This window comes from Microbacterium sp. 1.5R (assembly GCF_007667425.1).
Lineage (GTDB): Bacteria > Actinomycetota > Actinomycetes > Actinomycetales > Microbacteriaceae > Microbacterium.
Genome location: NZ_VDRC01000001.1, coordinates 478,980 through 494,774, shown reverse-complemented (window position 1 = coordinate 494,774; position 15,795 = coordinate 478,980). Strand labels below are relative to the sequence as shown.

The 15,795-nt window shown below is 68.7% G+C and carries 15 protein-coding genes; 9 read left to right on the top strand and 6 right to left on the bottom strand.

The features are described from left to right. Positions 1-11 precede the first annotated feature (11 nt). The 4 genes from FSY98_RS02465 to FSY98_RS02450 form a co-directional block, all read right to left on the bottom strand. On the bottom strand, positions 12-254 hold the full coding sequence (locus tag FSY98_RS02465; RefSeq protein WP_260857229.1) for an acyl-CoA carboxylase subunit epsilon: 243 nt from the start codon (positions 252-254) through the stop codon (positions 12-14). After that, positions 251-1,840: an acyl-CoA carboxylase subunit beta gene (locus FSY98_RS02460; RefSeq protein WP_396652316.1), complete on the bottom strand. Its 1,590-nt coding sequence runs from the start codon at positions 1,838-1,840 to the stop codon at positions 251-253. Before FSY98_RS02460 ends, FSY98_RS02465 begins: the two co-directional genes overlap by 4 nt. Before the next feature lie 136 nt (positions 1,841-1,976). Further along, the gene (locus FSY98_RS02455; protein WP_260857228.1) at positions 1,977-2,966 is read right to left on the bottom strand and encodes a hypothetical protein; all 990 of its coding nucleotides are present in this window, start codon (positions 2,964-2,966) and stop codon (positions 1,977-1,979) included. A gap of 83 nt (positions 2,967-3,049) precedes the next feature. Further along, a complete protein-coding gene (locus tag FSY98_RS02450) occupies positions 3,050-3,742 on the bottom strand; it encodes an NTP transferase domain-containing protein (protein WP_144873661.1) in 693 nt (230 codons plus the stop codon). 247 nt (positions 3,743-3,989) lie between these two features. Between FSY98_RS02450 and FSY98_RS02445 the strand changes: the two genes are divergently transcribed. The 3 genes from FSY98_RS02445 to FSY98_RS02435 are packed head-to-tail and all read left to right on the top strand — an operon-like array spanning position 3,990 to position 7,613. Beyond that, complete coding sequence (locus FSY98_RS02445) at positions 3,990-5,765, top strand: ABC transporter ATP-binding protein (RefSeq protein WP_260857227.1); 1,776 nt, start codon at positions 3,990-3,992, stop codon at positions 5,763-5,765. Next, positions 5,741-7,306, top strand: coding sequence for a hypothetical protein (locus FSY98_RS02440; RefSeq protein WP_144873658.1), 1,566 nt, complete (start codon positions 5,741-5,743; stop codon positions 7,304-7,306). Before FSY98_RS02445 ends, FSY98_RS02440 begins: the two co-directional genes overlap by 25 nt. Positions 7,307-7,346: 40 nt before the next feature. Further along, complete coding sequence (locus FSY98_RS02435) at positions 7,347-7,613, top strand: DUF3039 domain-containing protein (RefSeq protein ID WP_028503536.1); 267 nt, start codon at positions 7,347-7,349, stop codon at positions 7,611-7,613. An 11-nt stretch (positions 7,614-7,624) separates the two neighbouring features. Here FSY98_RS02435 and FSY98_RS02430 read toward each other — a convergent pair whose 3' ends face one another. Next, a complete protein-coding gene (locus tag FSY98_RS02430; protein WP_144873655.1) occupies positions 7,625-8,950 on the bottom strand; it encodes a nicotinate phosphoribosyltransferase in 1,326 nt (441 codons plus the stop codon). Between the two features lie 71 nt (positions 8,951-9,021). On the opposite strand from FSY98_RS02430, the gene murI reads away from it, so the two are divergent. From murI to FSY98_RS02405, 5 genes are all read left to right on the top strand, one after another. Continuing rightward, complete coding sequence (murI, locus tag FSY98_RS02425) at positions 9,022-9,849, top strand: glutamate racemase (RefSeq protein WP_144873652.1); 828 nt, start codon at positions 9,022-9,024, stop codon at positions 9,847-9,849. A 58-nt stretch (positions 9,850-9,907) separates the two neighbouring features. After that, positions 9,908-10,642: a ribonuclease PH gene (rph, locus tag FSY98_RS02420; RefSeq protein ID WP_144873648.1), complete on the top strand. Its 735-nt coding sequence runs from the start codon at positions 9,908-9,910 to the stop codon at positions 10,640-10,642. Further along, positions 10,642-11,235, top strand: a complete 594-nt coding sequence (gene rdgB / locus FSY98_RS02415; protein ID WP_144873645.1) for an RdgB/HAM1 family non-canonical purine NTP pyrophosphatase — start codon at positions 10,642-10,644, stop codon at positions 11,233-11,235. Before rph ends, rdgB begins: the two co-directional genes overlap by 1 nt. Positions 11,236-11,295: 60 nt before the next feature. Further along, positions 11,296-11,871 (top strand): dihydrofolate reductase family protein, encoded by a 576-nt coding sequence (locus tag FSY98_RS02410; protein ID WP_144873642.1) that lies wholly within the window; start codon positions 11,296-11,298, stop codon positions 11,869-11,871. A gap of 92 nt (positions 11,872-11,963) precedes the next feature. Next, positions 11,964-12,884, top strand: coding sequence for a cation diffusion facilitator family transporter (locus FSY98_RS02405; protein ID WP_144873639.1), 921 nt, complete (start codon positions 11,964-11,966; stop codon positions 12,882-12,884). 5 nt (positions 12,885-12,889) lie between these two features. On the opposite strand, the gene ligD is transcribed toward FSY98_RS02405, so the two are convergent. Beyond that, positions 12,890-14,845 (bottom strand): non-homologous end-joining DNA ligase, encoded by a 1,956-nt coding sequence (ligD, locus tag FSY98_RS02400; protein ID WP_144873636.1) that lies wholly within the window; start codon positions 14,843-14,845, stop codon positions 12,890-12,892. Positions 14,846-14,904: 59 nt separating this feature from the next. On the opposite strand from ligD, the gene FSY98_RS02395 reads away from it, so the two are divergent. Further along, positions 14,905-15,780: a Ku protein gene (locus FSY98_RS02395; protein ID WP_144873633.1), complete on the top strand. Its 876-nt coding sequence runs from the start codon at positions 14,905-14,907 to the stop codon at positions 15,778-15,780. Positions 15,781-15,795: the final 15 nt, after the last annotated feature.

Below are 15,795 nucleotides of genomic sequence, written 5' to 3'. Positions count from 1 at the left end.
CCACGCGCGGCTCAGCCCGAGAAGCGTCCCCACGGGATGTCGCGCCGAAGTGGCGTTCGCAGGGATCGCTGCGTCCTGACCCACGCCGAGACCTGGGGTTCGTCGGCCACGGCATCCGCGGACTCCTGGGCGTAGGCGTCGCTCACTACGGCGATGAGGGCAGCCAGCTCCTCGGCAGACGCGTCGCCGCGGGTGATCTCGATCGTCGGCGGCTGTTCGCCTGCCGCCGGCACGGCATCAGGTCGAGCGCTCACAGGGGGATGTTCCCATGCTTCTTCGGGGGCAGGTCCGCACGCTTGCCGCGCAGTGCCCGCAGCGCCTTGGCGATCGATACGCGCGTGTTGGCCGGCTCGATGATCCCGTCGATCTCGCCGCGCTCTGCGGCGAGGAAGGGCGAGGTGACGCTGTAGGTGTACTCGTTGGCGAGACGCGTCCGGACAGCCGCGACGTCTTCGCCCGCCTCCTCGGCCTTGCGGATCTCATTGCGGTACAGGATGTTCACCGCGCCCTGTCCGCCCATCACCGCGATCTCTGCCGTGGGCCAGGCGAGGTTCACGTCGGCACCGAGCTGCTTCGAACCCATGACGATGTACGCGCCGCCGTATGCCTTCCGCAGGATGACGGTGACCATCGGCACGGTGGCCTCGGCGTAGGCGTAGATGAGCTTCGCGCCTCGACGGATCACGCCGGTCCACTCCTGATCCGTGCCGGGCAGGTACCCCGGCACGTCGACCAGGGTCACGATCGGGATCGAGAACGCGTCGCAGAACCGCACGAAGCGACTCGCCTTCTCGCCCGCCTCGATGTTCAGCGTGCCCGCCATCTGCGACGGCTGGTTCGCGATGATGCCCACCGAGCGTCCTTCGACGCGCCCGAAGCCGATCACGATGTTCGGTGCGAACAGCGGCTGCACCTCGATGAAGTCACCGGCATCGACGACGTGCTCGATGACGGTGTGGATGTCATACGGCTGATTCGCGGAGTCGGGGATGATCGTGTTCAGCGAGCGGTCGGCATCCGTCGTCTCCCATTCGAAGCCGGACTCGTAGCCGGGGATCTCGGCCATGTTGTTGTCGGGCAGGAAGCTCAGCAGTGTGCGCGCGTAGTCGAGCGCGTCATCCTCATCCTGCGCGAGGTAGTGCGCGACACCGGAGCGGGTGTTGTGCGTCAGCGCACCGCCGAGCTCCTCCATGCCGACGTCCTCGCCCGTGACCGTCTTGATGACGTCGGGTCCGGTGACGAACATCTGGCTGGTCTTGTCGACCATGATCACGAAGTCGGTGAGAGCCGGACCGTACACGGCGCCGCCGGCGGCCGGACCCATGATGATCGAGATCTGCGGGATGACACCCGACGAACGCGTGTTGAGGCGGAAGATCTCGCCGTACTTGCTGAGGGCGAGGACGCCCTCCTGGATGCGAGCGCCCCCGGAGTCGAGGATGCCGATGATCGGCATCCCGTTGGTGAGCGCGAACTCCATGATCTTGATGATCTTGTCGCCGGAGACCTCGCCGAGAGAACCGCCGAAAGTCGTGAAGTCCTGGGAGTAGACGGAGACGGTGCGACCGTGGATGGTTCCCACACCGGTCACGACCGAGTCGCCGTACGGGCGATTGCGGTCCATGCCGAAGGCCGTGGTGCGGTGACGCACGTACTCGTCGAACTCGACGAAGCTTCCCGGGTCGACGAGCAGCTCGATGCGCTCGCGGGCGGTCATCTTGCCCTTGGCGTGCTGCTTCTCCTGCGCGACCTTCTCGGCATCGACAACGGCTGCGTTGTATCGAGCACGGAGGTCCGCGAGTCTGCCGGCGGTGGTCGAGAGTTCGGGCTGTTCCGTCACGGATTCCACCCTATCGTCGGGCCGTCGCACCCCGTTGGATGCTCGCCACAACGGCATGCCCGATCCTTTGGTCGGTTCGTCGCAGGCTGTCGGGAAGGGGCCGACGGACAGGCGAGGTGAGCGGTGTGTGCCCGGCTCAGTCGGACGACGGGGAGGACGAGACCTCGTCGGGCAGCTCGTGGCCGCCGTCGTGCCCGGTCAGCGATTCCTGCTGATCGTCGGTGCGGTGTCTGCGCGAGGTCAGCTCACCGAGACGGCGCCCCACTCGTCCCACGCCCCGCACCGCCGAGCCCGCTGCACCCGAGACGGCACCACCCGTGAAGCGCGCACCGCGGAGGACGCGTGCCTCGAGCTTCTGGGCGCCGGGCACCGGTTCGAGCTCGGCAGGCAGATCGACCGGCGGCGCGCCGAACGCCCGATGCGAGGTGGTGAGCACCCGCCGGCCGAGGATGTGGTTCCCTGCGCCGCCGACGGCAGCGCCGACGCCGAAGGGGAGAGCCTTCCCGAGGAACGACGCGCCGCCCCTGGCGGCGAACTGCCTCACGAACGCGCTCTTCAGCCGGTCCGCGAGGGGGCCGACAGCCGCGCGCGGCAGCGATTTGGTGACGAGTTCGCCCCAGTAGGACGCCCGTGATCCACCCCGGCCGGCGGCTTGCCCTGCGAGCTGGCCGACGAGATCCACACCCTCTTTCCCGAGCATCAAGGTCATCACCAGGGCCCTGGCGCGATCGGGGTTGGAGACGGGGATGCCGTGCACTTCGGCGACCGATTGCGCGAACAGTGCGGTCGATTCGACGAATCCGACCGTCTCCACGCCCGACAGCGCGAGGGTGATTCCCGTGCCGATCCCCGGGACGACGGCGGTGGCGCCCACCGCTGCGCCGCCGGCGGTGACCGCAGCCAGGTAGCGGCGCTCGAGGATCCGGATGATCTCGGCGGGGGTCGCCTGCGGGTTGCGGATCCGGATGCTGCGGATGTGGGCGAGGACCAGCGGACGCTGGATCGAGAGGACCCTGTCGAGACCGCGCACCATCAGCGGATGCTCGGCCGAGCCGACCGGCGGCACAGCCTTGTCCCAGGGAGAGTCGTCGGGGAGGGAGTGGATCTTGTGCACCTTCGGGGCCATGAGCCGATCTTAGGAATCCCCGCCGCGAAAAGCATGAAAGCCCGGCTCCCTTGACGGGGCCGGGCTTTCGTGCAGAAGGTCGGTCAGACGAAGAGGTTCGCCCGCTCGAGGTCTTCCGCGAAGTCGACCTCGACCGCATACAGGTCGGAAACGTCCATCGGCTCGAGCAGCAGGCCGTTCTCGGCGATCGCGAGCTCGAGACCGCGCTCGAAGTAGTCCTGATCCTCGACCCGCTGGAGCTGGCGCATGAAGCTCTTCTTGTCGGCGGAGGAGATGTAGTTGATACCCACGGCCTCGCCGAGGCCCCCCTTGACGGTCTTCGACAGCTCTTTGATGAAGCCCTCGGAAGTGACGGTGTACTTGACCTCTTCGTCGCTCACCTTCGAGGTGTTCACGGTCACGAAGGACTGATCGCGCTCGATGTACGCGGCGGCGCGGCCGAGGATCATCGGGTCGAAGACGACGTCGCCGTTCATCCACAGCACTCCAGCCCGACCGGTCGCGCCGAGCGCGCGGAGCAGGCTCTTCGACGTGTTGGTCTCGTCGTAGCGCTCGTTGTGGACGTAGTTCGCGTTCGGGAAAGCCTCGATGATGGTCTCGGCCCGGTAGCCCACCACGGTGGTGATGCGTGCATCGGATCCGAACGCCGCGCGGATGTTGTCGTGCTGCTGGCGCATGATGGAGCGGCCGTCGCTCAGCTCGGTGAGCGGCTTGGGCAGCGCACGGCCGAGGCGCGAGCCCATGCCGGCGGCGAGGATGACGGTCTGAAGAGTCACGAGTGCTCCTAAAGGATCGGTGTTCACGGTCGATTAACCGACCGGACACTTCGTCGTGCCGGATTTCATGGTAGCGACAGAGCCTGGGAACACTCGGGGTCGGGTGCTCCCGTTGCCATTTCGTGACCGAGTACACACCCGACGCCCAGATTCGACGAGAGCCTTGCGCGAGGGGACTCGGTCTGCTCCACGGTGCAATGTCGGGGTCGGCCCTGGGAAATGTCCTGCCCGTTGATACCGTAGGACGGTGACTCCTTCCCCCGACGACCGCACCGATCAGGTGGCTGACTCCGCGAGCTCGTCTGAGAAGAAGACGCCCGCTCGCAAGACCCCCGCGAAGAAGACGCCGGCGCGTCGGACGCCGAGCCGATCGGCCGACGAGAACGCGGCCCCGACGGTGGACATGGTCGCGGAACCGGTCGTCAAGCCGGCGGCGGCCGCGCGCACCACACCGACGGCCGCGGCGGCGCGCGCTGCGGCCGCGAAGAACTCCGCCCGCACCGCGGCGTCGAAGAGCACCTCGACGGGAAAGGCCGATGGGCCGAGGGTGGCCGCGCCGAAGAAGTCGCCCGCAGGCACGTCGAAGGACGCCGCAGCGGGCGGTGTGCCGAAGACCGCGGCGGCCAAGTCCGCGGCCGAGAAGAGTGCCGCGGCAAAGACCGCCGCTCGTACGACTGCCGCGCGCACGGCAGCGGCGAGGTCAGCGGCGGCGAAGAAGGCGGCAGCGACCAGGGCCGCGAACGCCGCAGCTGCCAAGGCCGCTGCCGAGGCTGCGGAAGCGGAGCGGAAGGCGACGGAGGCATCCGAGAAGGAGAAGGCTTCAGCGCGCGCGGACGACGCCCACCCGCAGGATGCCGTCGCGGCACCGCCGGCGATCGAGGCCGAGCCCGCGCCGACTGAGCTCGCGGCCGAGTCGATTCAGCCCGAGCCTGCACAGACTGAGATCGTGGAAGATCCTGCGCCGATCGAGCTCGCGGTCGAGCCCGCGCCGATCGAGCCCGAACCCGCCGCTCCTGAGGACGAGTCCGAAAACGTCGATGATCCGCCTGCGCGCGGAGACGAAGAGGCCGCGCCCGACCAGGTCGCATCCGTCGAGGAGACACAGGTCGCATCGGTCGAAGAGACGCAGGCGTCTGTCGAGGACGCCGTCGATCCGGTCGAGGCCGCTGAGCCGTCGGTCGTGCCGGTCGTCGCGGCGCCGGATGCCGACGCCGACGCCGTCCCCGAGGGGAAGGGCGCCGTCGAGCCGCCCGTCGACCCGGGCACGGAGGCGGTGCGCATCCGCGGGCTCGTGAAGAGCTTCGGCGACCACACGGCGGTGAACGGCATCGACCTGACCATCCCGGCTGGGTCCTTCTACGGCATCGTCGGGCCGAACGGCGCTGGTAAGACCACGACGTTGTCGATCGTCGCGGGCCTGCTTCGTTCGGACGGCGGCAGCGTCGTCGTCTGCGGAATCGATCAGGCGGCGAAGCCGCTCGCGGCGAAGCGCATGATGGGAGTGCTTCCGGATCGGCTCAGGACGTTCGACCGGCTCACCGGCCGCCAGCTCCTCTACTACTACGGCCTTCTGCGAGGGCTGGCCTCGGATGTGATCGAGAAGCGCGTCGGAGACCTCGCCAGGGCGTTCGATCTGGGTGACGCGCTCGGGCGCGTCGTCTCCGACTACTCCGCCGGGATGACGAAGAAGATCATGCTGGCGGGTGCGATGATCCACTCGCCCCGGGTGCTGGTGCTCGACGAGCCTTTCGAGGCCGTCGATCCGGTGTCGTCCGCGGTGATCCTCGACATCCTCCGTGCCTACGTCGCCCACGGCGGCACCGTCATCCTCTCCAGCCACGGTATGGACCTCGTCGAGCGGGTGTGCTCGCGCGTGGCGATCATCGTCGGCGGAGATGTGCTGGCCGAGGGGACGATTGACGAGGTGCGCGCGGGGCAGACGCTCGAGGCGCGGTTCGTCGAGCTCTCCGGCGGCATCGGCGAGGTGGAGGGGCTCGAGTGGCTGCACACGTTCTCCGACTGAGGGCGGCTCTCCTGGTCGGTTCGCTCCGCGGCGACCGACGGGGACGCACCCTGCTGATGTTCGCCGTCGTCGTCGTGCTCACGGTCGTGGTGTGCGCGGCCATCCTGAGCCTCGACGACGCGCCCGTCGAGGTCGCGCGCACCGTGATCGTGCTCGGCAGCGGCGCGCTCTTCCTCGGATTCCTCGTGGGGCCGCTGCTCGTCGGAGCCACCGACCAGCTCGATCCGCGGCGGTTCGCGGTCTTCGGCGTCGACGAGCGGCAGATGCCGTGGATCCTCGCCCTCGCCTCGCTCGTGAGCGTGCCGAGCCTGGCGGTCGTCGCCGTGCATGCCAGCGTGTGCACGGTGGCCATCCGCCTCGGTGCACCCTGGCCGGCCGCTCTGCTGATGAGCCTCATCGCCGTGCTGTCGACCGTGCTGGTCGCGCGCATCGGCATGGCGATCAACGCACTGCTGCTCCCCGAGCGCCGGTCGCGCGAGCTCACGGCGCTCTTCGCGCTCGCGGTTCTCGTCGTGGCCTTCCCCGTCGCCGTGTTCCTGGCCTCACTGAACTGGGACGGCCAGGTGCCGACCTCGGTGGCGGGCGTCACCGCGGTCGTGGGGCTGACGCCGGTGGCCGCGGCCCCGCGCTTCCTCTTCGCGGCTGCGGCTGACGACGTGTCGAACGCCTGGGTCAGCGGACTCATCGCGCTCGCGACGGCGGCAGTGCTCTGGATCCTCTGGACCTGGCTCGTCCGGCGCCTGCTCACCACCACCGAACGCCCCGCGGCCTCGCGCGAGCGGACGGGGCTGGGATGGTTCGGTCTGCTGCCGTCCAATGCCTTCGGCGCGATCGCCGCGCGCAGCCTCGTGTACTGGCTCCGCGACCGGCGCTACATCATGAACGTCATCGTCGTACCGATCGCAGGTATCCTCACGGTGCTCCCGCTGCTCGTCGCCGGCGTGCCGCTCGAGATCGCCGCCCTGTTCCCGGTGCCGGTGATGGCGCTGTTCTTCGGCTGGCTGCCGCACAACGACGTCGCGTACGACTCCACGGCTCTGTGGACTCATGTGGCCAGCGGCGTCCGCGGCGCCCCCGACCGTCTCGGTCGCCTCGTGCCCGTCGTGCTCGTCGCGGTTCCGGTGCTCGCGATCGCGGTGCCGCTCACTCTGCTCTGGATCGACGACTGGCGGCTCCTGCTCCCGCTCGTCGGTCTCGGAGCGAGCCTGCTGCTCGCCGGTCTGGGGCTCTCGAGCATCGTCTCGGCCGTCGCGCCGTACGCTGTCTCGCGTCCGGGTGACAGTCCGTTCCAGCAGCCTCAGCGCGCGGTCTCGCGAGGAGTCTTCGGTCCGGCGGCGGCGTTCCTCGGAGCGATCGTCGTCAGCGCCCCGACGGCGTGGCTGTTCGCGGTCTCCGTGTTCGAGGGGTCCGAATACGCGCTGGCGACGTTCTGGACCGGACTCGGCACGGGCGTCGCGGTGCTCGCGATCGGCGTGGCTGTCGGCGGTCTCATCTTCGAAAGGGGAGGCGAGCGCCTCATGGAGTTCGTCGAGACGGCATGACGCCCGCCCGACGTCGTGCGTGCGCGGCTAGAATCTCGTCATGAGTACTCCGCTGGACAGCCCCGATCAGGGCGGCGTGGCAACGCTTGATCGCGAACTGGAAGAGCTCCTCCGGGAGGAGAATCTCGAACCGGGCGACCACGAGCGCTTCTCGCATTATGTGAAGAAGGACAAGATCCTCGAGTCCGCCATCACCGGCAAGCCGGTGCGGGCGCTGTGCGGCAAGAAGTGGACGCCGGGTCGCGACCCGGAGAAGTTCCCGATCTGCCCCACGTGCAAGGAGATCTACGAGTCGATGGTCGGCTGACCGACCCGCCGTCACCCGGCGTCGACGAACACCGTCGGGATCGCCGGATCCGACTTGCTGAGCGCGAGGGCGCGCACCGGCAGCTCTTCGCGTACGCGCAGGTGGTGCTGACGCGCCGAGGTCGTCCCGGCTGCGCCTTCGAACGACGTGTCGATGTCGCCGTTGTCGACGAACGTCGTCTGCAAGGCGCGACCGTCTGGGTGCTCTGCCGCGGTCCCGAGTTCCTCGAATCCGTCGGATACGACGACCGTCTCGGAGGTGGCGACGCCGTCGGACAGCGTGCGGAACGCGGCCTTTCGACCGCCGTGCGACGCCTTGTCGGTCGACGCCTTCGCGACACCGACCCAGGAGCCGTCGGCATCCTGCCGCGCGACGAGCTTGTAGACCATGCTGGCGGTGGGGTAGCCCGATCCGGTGACCACCGACGTGCCGACGCCGTAGGCGTCGACGGGAGAGGCCGCGAGGGCGGCGATGGCGTGCTCGTCGAGGTCGCTCGTCACCGTGATGCGGGTGCCGGTGGCGCCGAGCTCGTCGAGCTGCGCCCGTACCTCCGCGGCCACGATCGGCAGGTCGCCGGAGTCGATGCGCACCCCGCCGAGTCCGGTGCCCGCGACGCGGATGGCCGTCTCCACACCCGTGCGGATGTCGTACGTGTCGACCAGAAGCGTGGTGTCGGTGCCCAGGCTCTCGATCTGCGAACGGAACGCGGCCTCCTCGCTGTCGTGCAGCAGAGTCCAGGAATGCGCGGCTGTGCCCATGGTGGGGATGCCCCACTGCCGGCCCGCCTCCAGGTTGCTGGTCGCGCCGAAGCCCGCGATGAACGCGGCCCTGGCTGCGGCGACGGCCGAGCGCTCTGCCGCTCGCCGCGATCCCATCTCGGCGAGCGGACGCTCTCCCGCGGCGATGCTCATCCGCGACGCCGCCGTCGCGACGGCGGAGTCGTGGTTGAGCACGCTCAGAGCGAGGGTCTCGAGCACCACGGCGTCCGCGAAGCTGCCCTCTACGGTGAGGATCGGCGAGCCGGGGAAGTACAGCTCGCCCTCGCGGTAACCGCGGATGCTGCCGGTGAAGCGGTACGACTCGAGGTACTTCACCGAGTCGGCATCGACGACCTGGCCGTCGCGCAGGAACCGCAGCTCGTCGTCGCCGAAGCGGAAGTCGCGCAGAAGAGTCAGCAGGCGCCCTGTACCCGCGACGACGCCGAAGCGACGGCCACCGGAGAGCCTTCTCGAGAACAGCTCGAAGACGCTCGGCCGTGCGGCCGTCCCGTCGCGCAGAGCGGCGGCGAGCATGGTGAGCTCGTAACGATCGGTCAGAAGCGCCGTGGACGTCGTCATGCGCTCAGCTTAGTGACGGCCGACGCAGGGAACGCCGCGCATGTCGGTGCGCCGGACTAGGCTGGGGAGTCATGAACGACGCGCCGATCGGAATCTTCGACTCCGGTGTCGGCGGGCTCACGGTGGCCAGGGCCATCCGCGCCCAGCTGCCCCGCGAGTCGTTCGTCTACATCGGCGACTCGGCCCATTCGCCGTACGGGCCGAAGCCCATCGCCGACGTGCGGCGCTACTCGCTCGAGGTGCTCGACACCCTCGTGGATCAGGGCGTCAAGATGCTGGTGATCGCCTGCAATACAGCATCCGCCGCGATGCTGCGCGACGCCCGCGAGCGCTACGACGTGCCCGTCGTCGAGGTGATCGGGCCCGCCGTGCGCAGGGCCGTGTCAACGACCCGCAACGGCCGGGTCGGCGTGATCGGCACCGTCGGCACGATCGGCTCCCGTGCCTACCAGGACATGCTCGAGGTCAACGAGCGGCTGCAGGTCTTCACCGCCGCCTGCCCGCGGTTCGTGGAGTTCGTCGAGGCGGGCATCACCGGAACGCCCGAGGTGCTCGCCACCGCCGAGGAGTACCTCGCCCCGCTCCGGGACGCCGACGTCGACACCCTCGTCCTCGGATGCACTCACTACCCGTTCCTGCGCGGGGCGATCAGCTACGTGATGGGGGAGGGCGTGACGCTGGTGTCGAGCGACGACGAGACCGCCGGCGACGTCTACCGCCAGCTCGTCCGCGGAGACCTGCTCGCCCCCGCCGATGCGACCGCCTCGTACGTCTACGAGGCCACGGGCGCATCGACCACAGAGTTCACCGCTCTCGCCAATCGTCTGATGGGACGTGAGGTCCGCGACGTGCAGCTCGTGCAGACCGGTGTGATCACGCTCCCCGACGCCGTCCACTGACCTGACCGCACGACCCCCGTCCTCCGCCGCCCCCGCGTCCCCCATCGAAGGAACACCCATGTCAGACACCGTTCGCGCCGACGGGCGCGCCACCGACCAGCTCCGCGAGGTCACCATCGAGCGCGGGTGGAGCGCACACGCCGAGGGATCGGCCCTCATCAGCTTCGGGGGAACGAAGGTGCTGTGCACCGCCTCGTTCACCAACGGCGTGCCGCGCTGGCTCACCGGCAAGGGGAAGGGCTGGGTGACGGCTGAGTACTCCATGCTGCCGCGCGCCACGAACAGTCGGAACGACCGCGAGAGCGTGAAGGGTCGCATCGGCGGCCGCACCCACGAGATCTCGCGGCTCATCGGGCGGGCGCTCCGTGCGGTCGTCGACACCAAAGCCCTCGGCGAGAACACGATCGTGATCGACTGCGACGTGCTGCAGGCCGACGGAGGCACGCGCACCGCTGCGATCACGGGCGCTTATGTCGCTCTCGCCGATGCGATCGAGTGGGGTCGGGAGAGGAAGTTCATCGGCAGGAACTCGACGCCACTGATCGACTCGGTCTCGGCGATCTCGGTCGGCATCATCGACGGCGAGCCCATGCTCGATCTGGCATATGTCGAGGATGTGCGAGCCGAGACCGACATGAACGTTGTCGTCACCGGGCGAGGGCTTTTCGTCGAGGTGCAGGGCACCGCCGAAGGAGCTCCGTTCGACAAGCGCGAGCTGGATGCTCTGCTCGACCTCGGAGTCGCCGGGTGCAGCGACCTGAAGGATGCTCAGCTGAAGGCGCTCGCCGGCTGATGCGGGTCGTCCTCGCCACGCACAACCCGCACAAGGTCGCGGAGTTCCAGCAGATCGTGTCGGCGACGCGACCCGATCTGGAGATCGTCGCCTACGACGGCCCCGAACCGGTGGAGGACGGGGTCACGTTCGCGGAGAATGCGCTGATCAAGGCACGGGCGGCATCCTCGCACACCGGGCTCCCGGCTCTGGCCGACGACTCCGGGATCTGCGTCGACGTCCTCGGCGGGTCTCCTGGGGTCTTCTCGGCGTACTGGGCCGGGCAGAAGAAGGACGCAGCCGCGAACCTCGAACTCCTGCTCGACCAGCTGCACGACATCGCCGACCCGCACCGTGCGGCGCACTTCACCTCGACGATCGCGCTGGTCGTGCCTGGTGGTGCAGAACACGTCGTCGAGGGCATCTGGCCCGGGCGCCTCGCGCATGCGGCATCCGGAGCAGGCGGATTCGGCTATGACCCGATCTTCCTCCCCGACGGGCAGCCGGCGGGCGAGGAGCGTTCGGTGGGGGAGTTCTCGGCGGAGGAGAAGCAGTCCCAATCGCACCGCGCGCGAGCCTTCGCCGAGCTCATGCCGCTGCTCGCAGGGCTCTGAGGCCTGGTCTGTAACCACTACGCTTGACGTACTTCATACGTCGTGGTTACGGTGGTGGACATGAGAGATCTCACCTACTACATCGGCGTCACGCTCGACGGGTTCATCGCGGGGCCGGATGACGAGGTCGACTTCTACCCCGTGACGGAAGGTTTTGCCGAGGTGCTCGGCACCGAACTCTCCGACATCCAGCCCGCCTTCGTGCGTGCCGGTCGAGGAGGAGTGCAGGAACCGCTCACCCGCTTCGACACCGTGGTGATGGGCCGTCGCACGTACGAGCCCGCGTTCTCTCAGGGTGTCGTCGATCCGTACTCGCAGCTGCGGACGATCGTGGTGAGCGCGACGCTCGACGATCCGGGGCACGAGAACGTCGAGGTCGTGCGCGCAGACCCGGTGGCGCGAATCCGCGACCTCAAGTCCGAAGACGGCCTCGGCATCTACCTCGCCGGTGGAGCCGGTCTCGCCGGCGCTCTCCTCGACGAGATCGACCGGCTCATCGTCAAGAAGTACCCGGTGATCGCCGGCTCCGGCATCCCGATGGTGAGTCACGGCTTCCGACCGACGTCGTTCACGCTCGACCGCGTGCGCTCGTACGACAACGGCTGCGCGGTGCTGGAGTACACGCGGAACCGCTGAGCATCCGCACGGGTGTCCTACTGAGAATCATCACCATTCCCGAGTAGCGGCGATCCACCCGAGCGGGCGGACTCCGCGTCTAGCCTGGTCACATGCACGATCACGCGCCCGCCGCCGGCGGCATCCGCTCGGCCAGCCATCGCCGCCTGCTGGCGATCTCGCTGACCCTGACGGCGACGATCATGCTCGTGCAGGTGGTCGGTGCGATCCTCACCGGTTCGCTGGCGCTTCTGGCCGATGCCGCGCACATGTTCACCGATGCATCCGCACTCGTGATCGCGCTGATTGCCGCGGCCGTCGCCGCTCGGCCCGCCGATGACCGACGTACGTTCGGGTATCAGCGCGCCGAGGTCTTCGGCGCGCTCATCAACGCGATCATCCTCATCATCCTCTCCGGCTGGGTCGGCATCGAGGCGATCGGGCGCCTCGTCGACCCCGGTGAGACCGAGGTCGCCGGCGGTCTGATGCTGGTGGTCGCGGCGGTCGGCCTCATTGCCAACGCTGTCTCGATGTGGTTGCTGAGTCGGGCCCAGCGCAGCAGCATCAACGTCCGTGGTGCCTACCTCGAGGTCATGGGCGACCTCATCGGCTCCGCCATGGTGATCGTCGCCGCCATCGTGATCGTCACGACCGGATGGATGCCGGCGGATGCGATCGCTTCGCTGGCCATCGCCGTGCTGATCATCCCTCGGGCGATCGCCCTGCTGCGAGAGGTGTTCTCGGTGCTCTCCGAGTCGGCACCGACGGGGACGGCGGTCAGCGACATCCGTCAGCATCTGCTCGACTACGACGGCGTCGTCGGCGTCCACGACGTGCACGTGTGGCAGCTCACACGGGGCGCGCCGGTGTTCAGCGCTCACGTCACCGTCGACCCTGCGCTGCTCGCCGACGGCCGATCCGCACGGCTCCTCACCGATATGCAGTCGTGTCTCGCCGAGCACTTCGACGTCGAACACTCGACGTTCCAGCTCGAGGGTGCGGAGCAGTCCGACTGCGAGCCGCACCACGCCTGATCGGATCAGCTCTCGACGACGACCTCGTCGGGGCCCTTGTCGGGGCGCAGACCGCGCCAGCGCGCGTGCCTCAGCACGCCGTCGGGGGTCCAGTTCGCGAACTCCACCTCTCCGACGAGCTCGGCGCGCACCCAGAGCGCATCCGACGCGTCAGGCGCGGGCACTCCGTCGAGCGGCGCATCGCGCACGCGCAGGCGCGCGAGGCGCGTGAGCAGGTCGCGCAGCATCCGGTCCGTGAATCCCGTGCCCACCCGACCGATGTAGCGCAGTCGCCCGTCGTCCGGCACGGCGAGCAGCAACGACCCGAACGTCCCCTCGCGGTCGCCCTTGCCCGGACGGATGCCGACGATCACCGCCTCCTGCATGCGAGTGTTCTTGAGCTTCAGCCAGGACGGCGAACGCTGTCCGGCGCGGTAGCGCGACCGCGGATCCTTCACGACGACGCCTTCCAGACCGAACTCCTCGCTGGCGGCGAGAGCGGCGTCGACGTCGTCGAAGACCGGCGGCACCTGGACCGGCGCGTCGAGGTCGGAGACCACGTCTTCCAGCAGGACTCGCCGTTGCGACAGGGGCAGGGAGGAGAGGTCGTGCCCGTCGAGGCGCAGCATGTCGAACACCATGTACACGATGGGGGTGCGGACGACCTCGCGCTCGATCTCTCGGGGTCTGGTGAGGTGCATCCGGTTCTGCAGCAGCGAGAAGCTCGGCCGCCCGTGCGCGTCGAACGCGACGATCTCGCCGTCGAGGATCGCATCGCCGACCGGCAGAAACGGGGCGCCGTCGGCGGTGAGCTCCGGGTATCGCGCGGTGATGTCGGTGCCGCTCCGGGCGTGCAGGCGCAGCCGTCCATCGCTCCACGTGCCCACTGCGCGTATCCCGTCCCACTTCACCTCGACCCAGGACGGATCGCTGAGCCCGCGGGCGATTGCGGGCGTGCCGTTCTCGGCGAGCATCGGGGAGACAGAGGCCGAGACGGTGTCTGCGGTCGACGGCGCAGCCGTGATGCGCGGGCGGTGCTCCTTGCGGGCGGGGCGCGGCGCCTCGGGCTGCTGAGGCGAGGACGCCGCGTCCACCGAAGGACGCAGCGACGCCAGCGGATCGTCACCCGAGGCGGCACGCTCGAGGACCTCCTCGAAGTCGAGCTGCCGCAGATCGGGGTCGTCGAGTTCGTCCCAGGTGCGCGGAGCGGCGACCCATGGCTGTGCCCGACCGCGCAGCGAATACGGCGAGATCGTGGTCTTGCGGCCGTTGTTCTGGCTCCAATCGAGGAACACCTTGCCGCCGCGCGCGACTTTCGCCATCGTGCTCGTCGCGAGGTCGGGATGGTCGTTCTCGATGAGGCGCGCCACCTCCTTGACGACGGCGGAGATCTCGTCGCTCGTCTGCTGGCCGGGCAGGTTCGCGTAGAGGTGGATGCCCTTGCTGCCGCTCGTGACGGGAAGCGGCTCGAGTCCGATGCCGGTGAGGATGCCGCGGGCGATGCGCGCGACCTCCGCGCACTGCGCGAGCTCGACGCCCGGACCGGGGTCGAGATCGAGCACGAGGCGGTCGGGGCGTCCGGGGAGCCCATCGGGCGTGAAGCGCCACTGCGGGACGTGCAGTTCGATGGCGGCGACCTGCGCGAGCCAGACGAGCGTCGGCACGTCGTCGACGAGCGGGTAGTCCTTCGACCCGTCGGAGTGTTCGATCGCCTGGCGGGGGATCCATTTCGGTGCCCCCGGTTCGAGCTGCTTGGTGAAGAACGAGTCCTCGGGGTGCCCCGAGGTGCCGACGCCCTCGACCCAGCGCTTGCGCGTCACGGGGCGGCCGTGCAGCAGAGGGAGCAGCTGCGGCGCTATCGCGGTGTAGTAGGCGATGATCTCGCCCTTGGTGGTGCCTGTCTCGGGGTAGACGATCTTGTCGAGGTTCGTGACGCGCAGGCGGCGGCCCTCGATCTGCACGTGCTGCGCCTCCGGAGACATGACGCCAGCGTAGTCAAGGGACTGGTTGTGACAGGTGCGACTGGTGTTCACTGGGTGGCATGAGGACGATCTGGAAGGGTGCGCTGACCTTCGGTCTCGTGAACGTGCCGGTGAAGGTGTACTCCGCGACGGAGGATCACGATGTGCCGCTGCATCAGGTGCACGACAAGGACGGCGGGCGCATCCGGTATCAGCGCACGTGCGAGGTGTGCGGAGAGACCGTGGCGTACTCCGACATCGACCGCGCCTACGTCGACGACGGGCAGACGGTCGTTCTCACCAAGGACGACCTCGCCGCGCTGCCGGCCGAGCGAAGCCGCGAGATCGACGTCGTCGAGTTCGTGCCCTCGGAGCAGGTCGACCTGCTGACGCTCGACAAGGCGTACTACCTGGAGCCCGACTCGAAGTCGCCGAAAGCCTACGTGCTGCTGCGCAAGACCCTCGAGCAGACCGACCGCACCGCGATCGTGCGCTTCACACTTCGGCAGAAGACCCGGCTCGCGGCGTTACGCGTGCGGGGCAAGGTGCTGGTGCTGCAGACCCTGCTGTGGGCGGACGAAGTGCGCGAAGCAGACTTCCCCTCGCTCGACGAGGACGTGCGGATCTCGAAGAAGGAGCTCGAGCTGTCATCGTCGCTGGTCGACAGCTACTCCGCCGATTTCGACGCGGAGTCGTTCGTGGACGAGTACCAGAAGGAGCTGCGCACGCTCATCGACGCGAAGATCGAGGCGGGCGACACGTTCGACGTCGCCGACACATTCGGCGAGGAGGATGCCGACGCCAAGAGCGGCGAGGTCATCGATCTCATGGAGGCGCTGCGCGCCAGCGTCGCCAAGTCGAAGGCGGCGCGGTCGGGCGGCACGGACGCCGACTCCGACGAGGACGAGAAGCCGAAGAAGTCGTCGAAGCCTGCGGCGAAGAAGAAGGCCGGCTGACCGGCATCCGCTTCG